The sequence below is a fragment of the Bacillus sp. 275 genome, assembly GCF_001999205.1.
GTDB lineage: Bacteria > Bacillota > Bacilli > Bacillales > Bacillaceae > Bacillus > Bacillus velezensis.
In genome coordinates, this window is the sequence record NZ_CP019626.1 from 2,005,001 (window position 1) to 2,020,000 (window position 15,000).

Here is a 15,000-nt window from a genome sequence, read left to right on the forward strand (position 1 = left end):
AAGCTTATGAGAAGATCCCGGAGAATAGACCTCTTACTTCCATCTGCTCATTTTCAAATTCCGCTGCTTTGCTTCTTTCAAATAAAAAAAGTACTTAGATTCAGCGACTTTCAGCTCAAACAATACCTCAGCGGAGGGCTCGAGACTTTTCTCGACCAGACTCTTCTGTCTGTTCCATTCTTCTTTTTGTTTAAAGAGCTGTTCTATCAGCTTCTCATCAAACTCTTTTCTTAATGTATTTCTGCGAAGAAAACCCATGCCTTGCCTTTTCCTCCCTTACAATTCACGTCTTCCTTCAAGAGCTTTTGAAAGAGTGACCTCATCAGCATATTCCAAATCACCGCCGACGGGCAGACCGTGGGCAATACGGGAGAGCTTGATGCCTGAGGGCTTTAACAGCCTTGATATATACATCGCTGTTGCTTCCCCTTCAATATTAGGGTTGGTTGCGAGAATAACTTCTGTCACTTGATCATCCTGAAGACGTTTCAGCAGCTCCGGAATCTTAATATCCTCCGGGCCGATGCCGTCCATTGGTGAAATCGCGCCGTGAAGAACATGATACTGGCCGTTATATTCCTTCATTTTCTCCATTGCGATCACATCCTTAGGGTCCTGCACGACACAAATAACAGACTTATCCCTTCTTGTGTCCTCACATATATAACAAGGGTCCTGATCTGTAATATGTCCGCAAATCGAACAATATGTCAGGTTGCGCTTCGCATTTACTAATGCTTTCGCGAAATCTAATACCACGTCTTCTTTCATACCTAGAACAAAAAAAGCCAGACGAACCGCTGTTTTCGGTCCGATCCCTGGCAATTTCATAAAGCTGTCAATCAGCTTTGATATTGGTTCAGGATACTGCATGTTTATTTATCCCCCTAGAATAAACCCGGTATGTTCATTCCTTTTGTAAATTGTCCCATTGTCTCATTCGTCATGTCATCCACTTTTTTGAGGGCGTCGTTTGTCGCAGCAAGAACCAGGTCCTGAAGCATTTCGATATCTTCCGGATCAACGACTTCTTCTTTAATGGCAATGTCTACAACTTCTTTTTGGCCGTTGACTTTTACAGTCACCATACCGCCGCCTGCTGTGCCTTCAAGCACTTTTTCAGCAAGCTCCTCCTGAGCCTTCGCCATATCCTTTTGCATTTTTTGCATTTGTTTCATCATTTTTTGCATGTTTCCCATTCCGCCACGCATATTCAATCACTCTCTTTCATCTTATTAGTCTTTTATTTCGATTAAATCCGCTCCGACAAGTTTTTTCGCCTCTGCAATCAGCGGATCTTCTTCAGCCGGTTCGTTTGATCCTTCACTTTCCTGCTGGTGATCATTTAAAAATTCTTCTCTTATTTTACCCCATTGTGCTTCCGGAACGCCAATCAAATCCATTCTTTTCCCGAGCATTGATTCGAGAATCTGTTCAAGATTCGTACGGACTCCGTTATTGTCTTCTGCAACCATTTTACAATGGATTTCGTATTTAAATTTAAGCACAAATGCCTTTTGAGCAGCAGCCACCGGTTCACTGTCATTCAACAGAGCCGCATGAGACACCTTATTCTGCTGTTTCAGGTGTGCCAGCAGCTTGCCCCAGCTGCTTTTAAGCTGTTCAAGTTCAGGTCTTGTGGCTTCCTTCAATATCTCATGAATTCTTCCGACCGGAGCTTTGTAATGGCTTTTTCCGCCTTTTTGAGGACGCGGAGCTTCTTTCGGAGCGCTTTCCATCTGAACCTTCACACCGGAGGTTTTCAGCCTTTCTACTTCCTGCTCAAGCTGCTGAATCTTATTCATCAGCATGCCGACCTCAGGGATGTCTCCGGCGGATTGCTGTGCCGTCTGGCATATTTTCACGACAGCCACTTCAAAAAAGATTCTTGGGTGGTTCGTCCACTTCATTTCCTGATGGCTTTTATTCAGGATATCAATCATCTCATATAAAGCGGGGGCCGGTATGTCACCGCTCAGATTCCGAAACGTTTCATCGACCTTCACCTTCTCCAGGACTCCTTCTAAACCGGGAGCGGCCTGGTACAAGAGCATATCCCTGAAATAGAAAATCATATCTTCAATCAGTTTGGCCGCATCTTTCCCCTGCTGGAGCAATTCATTCAGTGTTTCCAATGCCTCGGAAACCTGTTTGCGGTGAAGAGCAGATGCCAGTTTTCCAATATAGTGCTGAGAAACGGCTCCGGTAATGAGCAATGCGTCATCCACCGACAGCTTCTCGCCGCTGAATGATACGGCTTGATCGAGCAGGCTCAGCGCGTCCCTCATTCCTCCGTCCGCAGCACTCGCTATGATATCAAGGGCTCCTTCTTCCACCTTCAGCTGCTCTGCATCGACGATTGTCTTCATTCGTCCGACAATTGCTTTGGATGTAATCCGTTTGAAGTCAAAACGCTGACATCTGGAGATAATGGTTAAAGGAATCTTATGAGGCTCAGTCGTAGCTAATATGAAAATGCAATGTGCCGGCGGTTCTTCCAGCGTTTTCAGAAGCGCATTGAATGCGCCGATAGAGAGCATATGCACCTCATCTATAATATATACTTTGTAGGTGACGGCCGACGGGGCGAATTTTACTTTGTCACGGATGTCGCGGATTTCGTCTACGCCGTTATTCGACGCCGCATCTATTTCAATCACATCTGATATAGAGCCGTTTGTGATCCCCTTGCACGCCGCACATTCATTGCACGGTTCTTCTACGGGGGCGTGCTCACAGTTGACTGCTTTCGCAAATATTTTAGCTGCACTGGTTTTTCCCGTTCCCCGCGGTCCAGAAAACAGATATGCATGAGAAAATTTCTTTTGCAAAAGGGCATTTTGCAGCGTTTTCGTAATGTGTTCCTGTCCGACCACATCTTCAAACTGCTGAGGCCTAAATACTCGATATAAAGCTTGGTAACCCACAGGATGCGCCCTCCTCTGTTATTCATCATGTTTATTATACATGAACGTGCTTTTAACGCCAAAACCCGTTTTTCATATACGAAAAAACTCACCTGCCATAAACAGGTGAGTCTGAAATTTGATGATTGATTTACCGTGCACCTTCTGTCGATTCGCTACCCTAAGCGTTACTTAAGCAGTTAGCTCAGCCCAGGCAACCCTGCGGCACATGAGAGGTTTCACTTAATGCTGCTTCCTTCCGGACCTGACATGGTTCATGAATTCCCATTGCGCAGGACCCAGACGTCAACGCCACTTACTTAAGGCAGACCTTACAGTAAACGAACCTCGAGAAGGGATTCGGCCCCGCTAGAGCGGATTGCGGGTACAGGGCACCGCTACCTCCCCGCTTAGCACGGCAAAATAAATATCAAATTTTTATATGCGCACCATTTATGATGCACACATAAGTATATCTGCTTCAGGCAGAAAATGCAACCGTACTACTCAGACAACTTTTTCCTCATGTCTTTCTTTTGCCGGCGCAGCTTTCTGAAAAAAGCGCTGAGCATTTCTCCGCACTCTTCTCCGAGCACGCCGCTCACCACTTCCGCTTGGTGGTTGAACCGCTCTTCCTGCAAGAGGTTCATCAGCGTTCCTGTACAGCCCCCCTTGGGATCAAATGCGCCGAATACGACCTTATCGACTCTCGAAAGCACGACGGCTCCCGCGCACATCGGACACGGCTCCAAAGTGACATAAAGAACGGCATCCTCAAGTCTCCATGTCCCCAGCTTACAGCACGCTTCGTCTATCGCCAGCATTTCGGCGTGGGCAAGCGACCTCTGTTCAGTCTCCCGCAGGTTATGCGCCCGCGCCACGATCTCATCGTGCAGAACAAGAACTGCTCCGATCGGCACTTCACCTTTCGCTTCGGCTTTCTTCGCTTCTTTTATGGCTTCTCTCATATAATATTCATCATTCATAGGTTCGAGCTCTCTTCTTAAGTTTTTTCATGTCTCATAAAGGTTAAAATAGGAATACCCCAGCAGAAAGGAGTTGCCGGTATTGTCTGAACCTAACAACACAGCCCTTCTGATTGTCGATATGATCAACAATTTTCAATTTGATATGGGCGAACGTCTTGCTGAAAAAACCAAACAAATTGTCCCCCGTATTTTATCATTAAAGAAGCATGCAAAACAAAGCAACTGGCCGATTATTTATATTAATGATCATTACGGGCTCTGGAAGGCTGATATTGATGCCATCAGGGAGGAATGCAGCAACAACAGAAGCGCCCCCATTATAAAAGATATTTCGCCTCAGCCGGATGATTATTTTCTCATTAAACCGAAGCATTCCGCTTTTTACGAAACGGCGCTTCACACCCTTCTGACCGAATTACAAGTGAACCGATTAATCATCACGGGGATTGCCGGGAACATTTGTGTGCTGTTCACGGCCAACGACGCCTATATGAGAGAATACAGCATTGCCATTCCGAAAGACTGCACCGCTTCCAATAACGACGAAGACAATGATTTCGCTTTGACCATGATGGAGAATGTTCTCTTCGCAGAAATAACCACGGAAAAACAAATTACCGCCGAAAAATAAACATGATCAGCCTCCTTTTTTCATATATTTGATAGCGGATATGAAAGGAGGCGTTTTTCATTCAGATCTATATAGTGAAACGGGGCGACACGCTTTCCGCTATTGCGGCGCGCTACCGGACTGCCGCAAATGTCATTGCGGAAGCAAATAAACTGCCTAATCCAAATACATTGGTTGTCGGACAAACCCTTGTCATCCCGATTGAGGGTCAATATTACGAAGTGAAACAAGGTGATACTCTTGCGGCAATCGCCGGCCGTTTTCATATATCGGCCGCGGAGCTTGCGAGGGTTAACGGAATTCAGCCCGGCACCACTTTGAGAGCCGGAACCCGCCTTTACATTCCGCAGCAGGCGAATAAGCCCGATATCGAATCAAACGCATATATAGAACCGCGGGGAACGAGCGTAAGCGCTAATCTGCAGCAGGCGGCAAGGGAGGCCTCTCCTTATTTAACATACCTTGGCGCATTCAGTTTTCAAGTGCAGCGGAACGGGACTTTAAAGGAACCGCCTCTGACCAATTTAAAAAGCATCAGTGACAGGCACAACACCACCCTGATGATGATCATCACCAACCTTGAAAATGACGCATTCAGCGATGAACTCGGGCGGCTCATCTTGAATGACAATACAGTGAAAACAAAACTCTTTCAGGAAATCGTCTCCACGGCTAAAAAGTACGGCTTTCGCGATATTCACTTTGATTTCGAATATTTACGTCCACAGGACAGAGAAGCCTACAATCGTTTTTTACGTGAAGCGAGAACGATTTTTCATCGGGAAGGCTGGAAGATTTCAACGGCGCTTGCTCCGAAAACGAGCGCGACTCAGGCCGGCAAATGGTACGAAGCACATGACTATAGGGCACATGGAGAAATCGTCGATTTTGTCGTAATCATGACATATGAGTGGGGGTACAGCGGAGGCCCGGCTCAGGCCGTATCACCTATCGGCCCTGTAAGAAATGTCATTGAGTACGCGCTGACGGAAATGCCTTCTTCAAAAATCGTTATGGGCCAGAACATGTACGGCTACGATTGGACACTGCCTTTTAAACAGGGAACGACAGCCAAAGCCGTCAGTCCTCAGCAGGCAATCGCTCTGGCAGCACGCTATAAAGTCGACATTCAATATGACGAAACCGCCCAGGCTCCATTCTTTCGTTACACGGATGAAAATCAGAGACGGCATGAAGTATGGTTTGAAGACGCACGATCCATTCAAGCGAAATTCAATTTAATTAAAGAACTGCATTTAAGAGGGATCAGCTATTGGAAACTCGGCCTTTCTTTCCCGCAAAATTGGCTTTTGCTCAGCGATCAATTTCATATTGTGAAAGAGACGTTTCGTTAATTGGAAGCGTCTTTTTTCATGGGCTTTTCTGAGAGTGTGATACAATATAAAGGCCGGCAGCTGACGGATGTTTGCAGAATTAAGGAGGATTTTCAATGAACAGAGCCCCTTTTATCGCGGTAGAAGGTCCTATCGGGGCAGGAAAAACGACACTCGCTACGATGCTTTCTGAAGAGCTCGGTTTTCCTATGATTAATGAGATTGTGGAAGACAACCCTTATCTCGATAAGTTTTATGACAATATCGAGGAGTGGAGTTTCCAGCTTGAAATGTTTTTTCTATGTCACAGGTATAAACAGCTTGAAGACACCGATCGGGATTATTTAAAACAAGGACAGCCCGTTTTGTCCGATTATCATATTTATAAAAATGTTATTTTCGCAGAGCGTACATTGCACGGCCAAAAGCTTGAGAAATATAAGCAGATTTATCATCTGCTCACTCACGACCTGCCGAAACCGAATATCATTGTATACATAAAGGCAAGCCTGCCGACATTGCTTCAACGCATTGAAAAACGCGGGCGCCCGTTTGAGAAAAATATCGAGCATCAATATCTGGAACGTCTCATTGCAGATTACGACACAGCCATCAGACAGCTTCAGGAAGAAGATCCGGATATATCTGTACTGACCATTGACGGTGATACTGAAGACTTTGTTTTGAATAAGACAGACTATGAAAGAATTGCCCGTCAGGTAAAGGAGCTTATTAAATGAAAGACATTCATATTCCAAACAACGCCATTATCACAGTAGCGGGAACGGTAGGAGTCGGAAAATCGACTTTGACCAAAGCTTTAGCAAAACGGCTCGGGTTTCATACCTCACTCGAAGAAGTGGATGAAAACCCTTATTTAGAGAAGTTTTATCACGATTTTGAACGCTGGAGCTTCCATTTGCAAATTTATTTTCTGGCTGAGCGGTTCAAAGAGCAGAAAAACATGTTTGAATCAGGCGGCGGATTCGTGCAGGACCGTTCGATTTATGAAGATACAGGCATATTCGCAAAAATGCATGCCGATAAAGGAACCATGTCGCTGACAGATTACACAACATACACAAGTCTATTTGAGGCGATGGTCATGACGCCGTACTTCCCGCATCCTGATGTTTTGATCTATTTAGAAGGCGACCTTGAAAACATTATAAACCGGATTGAAAAGCGGGGCCGCGAGATGGAGCTGCAGACAAACCGATCCTATTGGGAAGAGATGTATACACGGTACGAAGACTGGATCAGCGGTTTTAACGCCTGCCCTGTGCTGAAAGTACGCATTGAAGATTATGACCTTGAAGCTGATGAACAGTCACTGGAATCTTTGATCGAAAAAATCAGTCACGTGATCAACGAAAACAGAAATAAATAAAAATAACAAAGCGATTTTCCCCGAACAGAGAAAATCGCTTTTTTTGCATATAAAAAATCCGCTGCATCACATGCAGCGGACAAAACAATCTCCAATATATGCTCGAGTTTCATTAGGTTTAAAATCAATATGGCGGAGGAAGAGGGATTCGAACCCCCGCGGGCTTTGACACCCCTGTCGGTTTTCAAGACCGATCCCTTCAGCCAGACTTGGGTATTCCTCCGTATCGACATTTAATAATATACCACATGACCTAAATTTCAGTCAAGCGCTTTTTCATTTTTTTATTTTATTTCTTAAACGGCTTGTCCGTCAGCTTTACTATCATACAAAAGTCTTGCGTCCAATTCAACCTCAGTATGCCATACGGGCAGGAAAACACAGTAAAAATCAAGAATAGATTCAAACAGATACCTGCTCATAAAGGTGGAGAACATAATGAAAATCATCATTGCACCGGATTCTTTCAAAGAAAGCATGACATCAAAAGAAGCCGCTGACAGCATAGAAAAAGGATTCAAAGCGATCTTCCCTGACGCGGAATATATCAAGATACCTGCGGCCGACGGCGGAGAAGGAACCGTTCAGGCTTTGACGGATGCCACTGGCGGAAGCATCATCCAAAAAACTGTGACCGGTCCGCTGGGAACGCCGGTAAACGCCGCATATGGACTTCTGGGAGACGGACGCACGGCAGTCATTGAAATGGCGGAAGCATCGGGACTTCATCTCGTTCCCCGCCATCTCAGAGATCCGTTGAACACAACGACAAGAGGAACTGGTGAACTGATAGCAGATGCAGCTTCCCGCGGGGCGGGTGAGATCATCATCGGGCTTGGCGGGAGCGCAACCAATGACGGCGGAACAGGAATGGCGAGCGCGCTCGGTGTGCGTTTCTTAAATGAGGAAGGTCAGGAGATACCTGACGGCGGAGGCGCTCTGCACACCCTAGCTTCTATTGATATAAGCGGTCTCTCTCCTGATCTGAAACATATCCGTATCCGTGCCGCATGTGATGTCGAAAATCCTCTGACCGGTAAAAACGGCGCGTCATATGTCTTCGGCCCGCAAAAAGGGGCGTCCGAGAAGACTAAAGTTGTATTGGATCGCAACTTACGCCATTTCGCTGACGTATTGAGACGTCAGCACGATATCGAAGCGGATACCGTAAAAGGCGCGGGCGCCGCGGGAGGTTTAGGCGCTGGACTGATCGCTTTCTTACAGGCAGAACTTCAAAGCGGGATTGACGTTGTATTAGATACACTGTCCTTCTCAGATCAGATAAGAGGCGCTGACCTTGTCATTACCGGAGAGGGCCAGATTGACGGACAAACGATATTCGGCAAAACCCCCGCCGGGATCGCCGAACGCGCAGCCGCTCAAGAAATTCCCGTTATCGCATTGGCGGGCTCCTTAGGCAAGAATTTCGAGCATGTTTACAGCGCAGGAATAACAGCTGTATTTTCTATCGTGCCCGGCGCTGTAAGTCTTGAAGACGCCTTAGCATCCGGCCGTTTTAACCTTGAAAGCACAGCCCGGAATGCCGCCGCTCTATACCGGGCAGCAAAAAAGGCGCGCCTCTAGGGCGCACCTTTTACGGTTTGATGACTTCTTTATTTCCCATATAAGGACGAAGCACTTTCGGAATGATGACACTTCCGTCTTCCTGCTGGTAGTTTTCTAAGATGGCAGCTACTGTTCTGCCGACTGCAAGCCCTGAACCGTTTAATGTATGCACATGCTCCGGCTTGCCTTTCGCTTCGCGTCTGAATCGAATGTTTGCGCGTCTCGCCTGGAAGGCCTCAAAGTTACTGCAAGAAGAAATTTCACGGTATGTGTCTTGGCTTGGAATCCATACCTCAATATCGTACTTTTTCGCGGCTGTAAAGCCGAGATCACCGGTACACATGCTCATGACACGATACGGCAGTTCAAGCAGCTGAAGCACCCGCTCAGCTTGATTCGTCAGTTTTTCAAGCTCCTCATAAGAATTTTCCGGCTTCACGAATTTCACAAGCTCAACCTTGTTGAACTGATGCTGGCGGATCAAACCGCGTGTATCACGACCGGCAGATCCCGCTTCTGAACGGAAGCAAGCGCTGAATGCGGCATAATTGATCGGCAGGTTCTCACCAGATAAGATTTCATCGCGGTGCATATTTGTAATCGGCACTTCCGCCGTCGGAATTAAGAAATAATCCTCTTCTCTGATTTTAAAAGCATCCTCTTCAAATTTAGGAAGCTGTCCCGTACCTGTCATGCTCGTACGGTTTACCATATAAGGAGGAATAACTTCCGTGTAATCATATTCATCAACGTGAAGATCCAGCATAAAGTTGTAGAGCGCGCGTTCGAGGCGGGCGCCTAATCCTTTATAAAACACAAACCGGCTGCCTGTTACTTTTGAAGCGCGTTCGAAATCAAGAATGTTTAAATGGTCTGCGATATCCCAATGCGGTTTCGGCTCATATGAAAATGCCGGCGCCTCTCCCCACTTGCGGATTTCAATGTTATCATCTTCCGTTTCCCCGACGGGCACTGAATCGTGCGGGATGTTCGGAATAGACAGAAGGATGGTTTCGAGCGTCGTTTCGACAGTACGAAGCTCTTCATCAAGCTTCTTAATTTCTTCGCCCACTTCGCGCATCTCTTTAATAATATGATCAGCGTCTTTTTTCTCCCGTTTCAATACGGCGACCTGCTGAGATACTTCATTGCGTTTTCCCTTCAGTTCTTCTACTTTACCGATAAGCTCTCTTCTCTTTTCGTCCAGCTCTTCAAACTTGTCAAAGTCAGATAAGTCTTCGCCTTTTGGAATGAGCTTCGCTTTTACCTCTTGAAAATTGGCTCTCAGCACCTTCGTATCAATCATGCCTAACAACTCCTATCTGTTTTTATCGAAAATAAAAAAGAGCCCTCATCCCCTAAAAGGGACGAGAGCTCTCGCGTTGCCACCCTGATTGAAAACAAGCTCACACTTGCTTCCCGCTTTAACACATAACGGTTTTCCCGTAAATGCCTACTTGTTTTCAGCATTTCGCTCAAGGACGGATTCGGACAGCATCTTTCACCGATTCGCACCACCCATCGGCTCTCTTTGAAAGAGAGGCTTCCTACTGCTTCCTGTCAACGCTTTTCGATCTTTATTTGTGTTTATAATGTACTATAAGTATCAGCGGTTTTCAACTGTTTTATACAGCTGTTTCCTGCTTATGCTTTTCCGCCATCTTCACAAACAGCTCTGTCACCCGGTGATCATCTGTCAGTTCAGGATGGAACGAGCAGCCGAGGAAATTCCCCTGCTTTGCAGCCACGATGCGTCCGTTATGCTCACAAAGCACTTCAACATCTTCTCCGGCTTCTAAAATATGCGGCGCGCGAATAAATACACCCGTAAAAGGCTCATCAAGGCCTTTAATCATCAGATCAGCTTCAAAGCTGTCGACCTGACGGCCAAAGGAGTTACGCTCGACGACAACGTTTAACAGCCCTAAATGAGCGTTATCCGTTCCCGCTATCTCTTTGGCTAAAATAATCAGACCGGCGCATGTGCCGAACATCGGCTTGCCTTGGGCGGCAAACTCGCGAAGCGGCTCCATAAAATGATACGTATCCATTAAACGCCGCATCGTCGTGCTTTCCCCGCCCGGCAGGATTAAACCGTCGATGTCATTCAGCTGTTCAGGACGCTTAATGACGACACCTTTTGAACCACATGCTTCAATTGAACGAATATGTTCTCTTACTGCTCCTTGAAGTCCAAGTACACCAATTGTTAACATGCTTCCAGCTCTCCTATGGTTTTACCAGCCGCGTTCTTGCATACGCTGTTCCGGCAATAGATTTGAGATTTCGATTCCTTTCATTGCTGTGCCTAATTCTTTAGAAAGCTCAGCGATCAGTTTGTAGTCTGTGTAATGAGTCGTTGCTTCAACAATTGCTTTGGCGAATTTAGCAGGGTTGTCTGATTTGAAAATACCTGAACCGACAAATACGCCGTCAGCGCCAAGCTGCATCATCAATGCCGCGTCAGCAGGCGTCGCTACTCCGCCGGCAGCAAAGTTCACTACAGGCAGTTTGCCGTCACGCTTGATTTGAAGAAGCAGTTCATAAGGAGCGCCGAGGTTTTTAGCTTCAGTCATCAGCTCATCATCGCTCATCGCAACAACTTTGCGCACTTGCGCGTTTACTTTTCTCATATGGCGGACAGCTTCCACAATGTTTCCTGTTCCCGGTTCGCCTTTTGTACGAAGCATGGAAGCTCCTTCGGCGATACGGCGCGTTGCTTCACCGAGATCACGGCAGCCGCATACGAACGGGACTGTATATTCGTTTTTATTTAAATGAAATTCTTCGTCAGCCGGAGTCAGAACTTCACTTTCATCGATGTAATCTACTCCCATTGCTTCAAGGACACGCGCTTCAACGATATGTCCGATACGCGCTTTTGCCATTACGGGAATGGATACAGCATTCATTACTTCTTCAACGATTGTCGGATCAGCCATGCGGGCAACACCGCCGGCAGCGCGAATATCAGCCGGAACGCGTTCTAACGCCATTACGGCAACAGCTCCCGCCTCTTCCGCAATCTTCGCTTGTTCAGCATTTACAACGTCCATGATGACGCCGCCTTTTTGCATTTCCGCCATGCCGCGTTTTACACGATCAGTACCTGTTTGAGCCATTATTTGGTCCCCCTAGTCAATGTATAGTTAGATAATTTCTATCTCTTATTGTATCCCAGAAATACAATATTTCATATGGGTATTCTTATTTTACAGCGAGATGAATAAGATAGATATCATTTTTTTACTAATAATTTGGTTTTTTCAGTATATTAAGCAAAAGAGCCCTAACTTTCATCAGAGCTCTTTCTTATTTCTTAAAACCAGCCTGTTACCGTGTCAACGGCGCTGTTCCAGATACCGGAGAAGAATCCGCCGATGCCGCGCATCATCTGAACAAACCAGTTTGCTTTATTTACATCATTTTTCGTAACAAGATTCACGCTGAACTCTTTGGATTTGAGGAAGCCATAGTCTTTGTCACTGCCTTTGTATGTAACTGTCAGCGTTCCGACTTTCGTTCCCTTTTTCACAGGAGCCGTGATTTCTTTTTTATCTAAAGTCACTTCGGCTTTATAGTTCTTTTCATCCCCGCTTTTCACAGGAATAGAAAGCGCCTTGTCAGTAACAATATCGACTTGCTTGTCTTTCCCTTTTTCAACGTCAATCGTTTTGTGCCCTTTTACTTGAGAGCCTTCAGGGTAAAGATCTTTCATTGAGAAATTGCCGTTAAATGCGTAATCGAGCATTTTTTTCGTTTCATCAAAACGTCCGGTATGCAGGTTGCCTTTTGCGTTTAATACAACGGTGATGACCCGCATTCCGTTCCGCTGTGCTGTGCTTGTAAAACAAGATCCCGCAGAATCAGTAGAACCCGTTTTTAAGCCGTCAACGCCAGGGTATTCAGAAACAAGACCTTTTAACATGAAGTTCCAGTTCGGCATGTCCATTTCATCATCAGTGCCGGCTCTGAATTTCGTCTTAGCGATGCTTGTTGTTTTGAGAACTTCCGGATAATCAGTGATCAGGCGGTCTGCAAGAAGCGCCATGTCTTTAGCAGAAACTTCACTTTCTTCTTTAACGCCTTCTCCTTGCGGCTGCTTGCCGTGAAGGTCTTCATTCACAAGCCCTGTGGCATTTTTAAAGTCATAGTTTGTCATGCCTAATTCTTTGGCTTTCGCATTCATTTCAGCGACAAATTTCGTTTCAGTTCCGGCAAGAATTTCGGCAACTGCAATCGCGGCTCCATTGGCAGAGTAAATCGCCATAGCCTGATACAGTTCTTTAACCGTGTATTTGCCGTCTTTTCGAAGGGGGACGTTTGATAAACTGTTGTCTTGAGAAATTTCATAGACATAATCATCAGGAGTATACGTTTGATCCCATTTCACTTTTCCTTCTTTAATGGCTTCCAGAAGCAGATATTCAGTCATCATTTTTGTCATGCTGGCAATCGGCAGTCTTTTGTCTGCATTTTTACTGTATAAAATTTTTCCCGATGAAGCCTCAATCATTATCGCAGCTGATGCGTTGACATCAATCGGGTCATTGCCGGCTGCCTCCGCTTTAGACATTGGAACAAAGCAAGTTGCGGCCAGTGCCAGTACCACTAATGACACCAACAGCTGTTTCCATTTCGTGATGTTCAATCTTACGACCTCCGTCATTCATTTTAAATCTATAATTAAGCCGTTAAGGACATATTCAAATTCAAAACACAACAGTATAAATTTTATCACACTCGATATAAAAAAAATAGACAGAGTCAGCGACCCTGTCAAATGTTTTTTATTTGTAACAATTATGAGATTGTATAGTTTGGTGATTCTTTCGTAATTTGGACATCATGCGGATGACTTTCGCGAAGTCCGGCACCTGTCATACGGATGAATTGAGCCTCTTCTCTTAAAGCGCGCAAGTCTTTTGAACCGCAATATCCCATCCCTGAACGAAGACCGCCGACAAGCTGATACACTGTTTCTTCTACAGGACCTTTGTACGGAGTCCGTCCTTCGATACCTTCAGGGACGAATTTCTTATTTTCTTCTTGGAAATATCGGTCTTTACTGCCTTTTTCCATGGCAGCGACAGAACCCATACCGCGATACACTTTAAATCTTCTGCCTTGATAGATTTCAGTCTCTCCCGGGCTTTCTGAAGTACCGGCAAGCAGGCTTCCGAGCATTACGGCATGTCCGCCTGAAGCCAACGCTTTCGTAATATCTCCGGAGAATTTAATACCGCCGTCTGCGATAATTGTCGCGCCGTGTTTTCTCGCTTCAGTGGCACAATCATAAATGGCAGTGATCTGCGGTACGCCTACACCTGCAACGACGCGTGTCGTACAGATAGAACCAGGTCCGATTCCCACTTTGACAATATTTGCTCCGGCTTCAATCAGAGCTTTTGTCGCTTCAGCCGTTGCAACATTTCCTGCGATAATGTTCAGTTCAGGATATGTTTCACGGATTTTCGCGACTGTGTTCAGTACGCCTCTGGAATGTCCGTGAGCCGTATCAACCACGATAACGTCGACATTCGCTTCAACAAGCTTGCTGACGCGTGTCATTGTATCGCCTGTCACGCCTACCGCAGCGCCGACAATAAGGCGTCCGTGTTCATCTTTAGATGAATTCGGGAATTCGATAACCTTTTCAATATCTTTGATCGTGATAAGACCTTTTAATTTGTTTTGGTCATCCACTAACGGAAGTTTTTCAATTTTATGTTTCTGTAAGATTTTTTCTGCTTCGTCTAATGTGGTTCCCACAGGAGCCGTAACCAGCTCTTCTTTTGTCATGACATCACTGATTTTCATTGAATAATCAGAGATAAAGCGAAGGTCACGGTTTGTAATGATACCGACAAGCTTTTGATCGTCTTTATTATCTACGATCGGAACACCGGAAATTCTGTATTTCCCCATCAAATGCTCCGCATCGAATACTTGATGATCAGGTGTTAAAAAGAAGGGATTTGTAATAACGCCCCGTTCAGAACGTTTGACTTTGTCAACATGTTCAGCCTGCTGTTCGATGGACATGTTTTTATGGATAATGCCCAAGCCGCCCTGTCTGGCCATCGCAATCGCCATAGCTGATTCTGTTACTGTATCCATTCCCGCACTGATGACAGGAATGTTAAGCTTTAACGTCTTTGTCAGTTCAACAGATAAATCCACA

At 45.7% G+C, this 15,000-nt stretch carries 15 protein-coding genes, 1 tRNA gene, 1 other RNA gene and 1 other annotated feature (1 of these 18 running past the window's edge); of the genes, 5 read left to right on the top strand and 12 right to left on the bottom strand.

Annotated features, from left to right (window positions below):
• Positions 1 to 33 precede the first annotated feature (33 nt).
• From BZ167_RS09560 to tadA, 6 genes are all read right to left on the bottom strand, one after another.
• Positions 34 to 258 (bottom strand): YaaL family protein, encoded by a 225-nt coding sequence (locus BZ167_RS09560; protein WP_007408755.1) that lies wholly within the window; start codon positions 256 to 258, stop codon positions 34 to 36.
• Positions 259 to 276: 18 nt separating this feature from the next.
• Complete coding sequence (gene recR, locus BZ167_RS09565) at positions 277 to 873, bottom strand: recombination protein RecR (protein ID WP_007615147.1); 597 nt, start codon at positions 871 to 873, stop codon at positions 277 to 279.
• Between the two features lie 14 nt (positions 874 to 887).
• Positions 888 to 1,211 carry a YbaB/EbfC family nucleoid-associated protein gene (locus tag BZ167_RS09570; RefSeq protein ID WP_007408754.1) on the bottom strand — a complete coding sequence of 108 codons (324 nt, stop codon included), beginning with the start codon at positions 1,209 to 1,211 and terminating at the stop codon, positions 888 to 890.
• 24 nt (positions 1,212 to 1,235) lie between these two features.
• A complete protein-coding gene (gene dnaX, locus BZ167_RS09575) occupies positions 1,236 to 2,927 on the bottom strand; it encodes a DNA polymerase III subunit gamma/tau (protein ID WP_062623221.1) in 1,692 nt (563 codons plus the stop codon).
• Positions 2,928 to 3,060: 133 nt separating this feature from the next.
• An RNA gene (ffs, locus tag BZ167_RS09580) (signal recognition particle sRNA large type) lies at positions 3,061 to 3,325 on the bottom strand.
• 84 nt (positions 3,326 to 3,409) lie between these two features.
• On the bottom strand, positions 3,410 to 3,892 hold the full coding sequence (gene tadA / locus BZ167_RS09585) for a tRNA adenosine(34) deaminase TadA (RefSeq protein WP_015416644.1): 483 nt from the start codon (positions 3,890 to 3,892) through the stop codon (positions 3,410 to 3,412).
• A gap of 82 nt (positions 3,893 to 3,974) precedes the next feature.
• Here tadA and BZ167_RS09590 point away from each other — a divergent pair, with 82 nt between their 5' ends.
• The 4 genes from BZ167_RS09590 to dck all read left to right on the top strand — a co-directional run bounded on the left by BZ167_RS09590 (position 3,975) and on the right by dck (position 7,250).
• Entirely contained in the window at positions 3,975 to 4,526 is a 552-nt protein-coding gene (locus BZ167_RS09590) for a cysteine hydrolase family protein (protein WP_076983772.1), read from the top strand.
• Positions 4,527 to 4,597: 71 nt separating this feature from the next.
• Entirely contained in the window at positions 4,598 to 5,881 is a 1,284-nt protein-coding gene (locus BZ167_RS09595; RefSeq protein WP_095284765.1) for a glycoside hydrolase family 18 protein, read from the top strand.
• A gap of 95 nt (positions 5,882 to 5,976) precedes the next feature.
• Entirely contained in the window at positions 5,977 to 6,600 is a 624-nt protein-coding gene (gene dgk / locus BZ167_RS09600; RefSeq protein ID WP_007408747.1) for a deoxyguanosine kinase, read from the top strand.
• Positions 6,597 to 7,250, top strand: a complete 654-nt coding sequence (dck, locus tag BZ167_RS09605) for a deoxyadenosine/deoxycytidine kinase (RefSeq protein ID WP_039253065.1) — start codon at positions 6,597 to 6,599, stop codon at positions 7,248 to 7,250. The genes dgk and dck overlap by 4 nt, the downstream gene beginning before the upstream one ends.
• Positions 7,251 to 7,380: 130 nt before the next feature.
• Here the strand turns inward: dck and BZ167_RS09610 are convergent.
• Positions 7,381 to 7,473 (bottom strand) — tRNA-Ser (locus BZ167_RS09610).
• 215 nt (positions 7,474 to 7,688) lie between these two features.
• On the opposite strand from BZ167_RS09610, the gene BZ167_RS09615 reads away from it, so the two are divergent.
• A complete protein-coding gene (locus tag BZ167_RS09615) occupies positions 7,689 to 8,834 on the top strand; it encodes a glycerate kinase (RefSeq protein ID WP_077392036.1) in 1,146 nt (381 codons plus the stop codon).
• A 10-nt stretch (positions 8,835 to 8,844) separates the two neighbouring features.
• Here the strand turns inward: BZ167_RS09615 and serS are convergent, their stop codons facing one another.
• The 5 genes from serS to guaB form a co-directional block, all read right to left on the bottom strand.
• Entirely contained in the window at positions 8,845 to 10,122 is a 1,278-nt protein-coding gene (gene serS / locus BZ167_RS09620; protein ID WP_031379339.1) for a serine--tRNA ligase, read from the bottom strand.
• 54 nt (positions 10,123 to 10,176) lie between these two features.
• Positions 10,177 to 10,389 (bottom strand) — a binding site (T-box leader).
• A 52-nt stretch (positions 10,390 to 10,441) separates the two neighbouring features.
• Positions 10,442 to 11,032 (bottom strand): pyridoxal 5'-phosphate synthase glutaminase subunit PdxT, encoded by a 591-nt coding sequence (pdxT, locus tag BZ167_RS09625; protein ID WP_061861081.1) that lies wholly within the window; start codon positions 11,030 to 11,032, stop codon positions 10,442 to 10,444.
• Positions 11,033 to 11,053: 21 nt separating this feature from the next.
• Complete coding sequence (gene pdxS, locus BZ167_RS09630) at positions 11,054 to 11,938, bottom strand: pyridoxal 5'-phosphate synthase lyase subunit PdxS (protein WP_003150714.1); 885 nt, start codon at positions 11,936 to 11,938, stop codon at positions 11,054 to 11,056.
• Positions 11,939 to 12,135: 197 nt separating this feature from the next.
• Positions 12,136 to 13,467, bottom strand: coding sequence for a D-alanyl-D-alanine carboxypeptidase (gene dacA / locus BZ167_RS09635; protein WP_077392037.1), 1,332 nt, complete (start codon positions 13,465 to 13,467; stop codon positions 12,136 to 12,138).
• A gap of 152 nt (positions 13,468 to 13,619) precedes the next feature.
• Positions 13,620 to 15,000, bottom strand: the 3' portion of a protein-coding gene (gene guaB / locus BZ167_RS09640; protein WP_003150717.1) for an IMP dehydrogenase. 86 nt of this gene lie beyond the right edge of the window; only the last 1,381 of its 1,467 coding nucleotides appear in the window; its start codon lies off the right edge, out of view; its stop codon occupies positions 13,620 to 13,622.

What these genes read in the sequence shown, in the direction of transcription:
- pdxS (WP_003150714.1), bottom strand. Translation starts at nt 11,938, where the DNA reads ATGGCTCAAACAGGTACTGATCGTGTAAAACGCGGCATGGCGGAAATG.
- tadA (WP_015416644.1), bottom strand. Translation starts at nt 3,892, where the DNA reads ATGAATGATGAATATTATATGAGAGAAGCCATAAAAGAAGCGAAGAAA.
- serS (WP_031379339.1), bottom strand. Translation starts at nt 10,122, where the DNA reads ATGATTGATACGAAGGTGCTGAGAGCCAATTTTCAAGAGGTAAAAGCG.
- BZ167_RS09615 (WP_077392036.1), top strand. Translation starts at nt 7,689, where the DNA reads ATGAAAATCATCATTGCACCGGATTCTTTCAAAGAAAGCATGACATCA.
- BZ167_RS09560 (WP_007408755.1), bottom strand. Translation starts at nt 258, where the DNA reads ATGGGTTTTCTTCGCAGAAATACATTAAGAAAAGAGTTTGATGAGAAG.
- dgk (WP_007408747.1), top strand. Translation starts at nt 5,977, where the DNA reads ATGAACAGAGCCCCTTTTATCGCGGTAGAAGGTCCTATCGGGGCAGGA.
- dck (WP_039253065.1), top strand. Translation starts at nt 6,597, where the DNA reads ATGAAAGACATTCATATTCCAAACAACGCCATTATCACAGTAGCGGGA.
- recR (WP_007615147.1), bottom strand. Translation starts at nt 873, where the DNA reads ATGCAGTATCCTGAACCAATATCAAAGCTGATTGACAGCTTTATGAAA.
- pdxT (WP_061861081.1), bottom strand. Translation starts at nt 11,032, where the DNA reads ATGTTAACAATTGGTGTACTTGGACTTCAAGGAGCAGTAAGAGAACAT.
- BZ167_RS09570 (WP_007408754.1), bottom strand. Translation starts at nt 1,211, where the DNA reads ATGCGTGGCGGAATGGGAAACATGCAAAAAATGATGAAACAAATGCAA.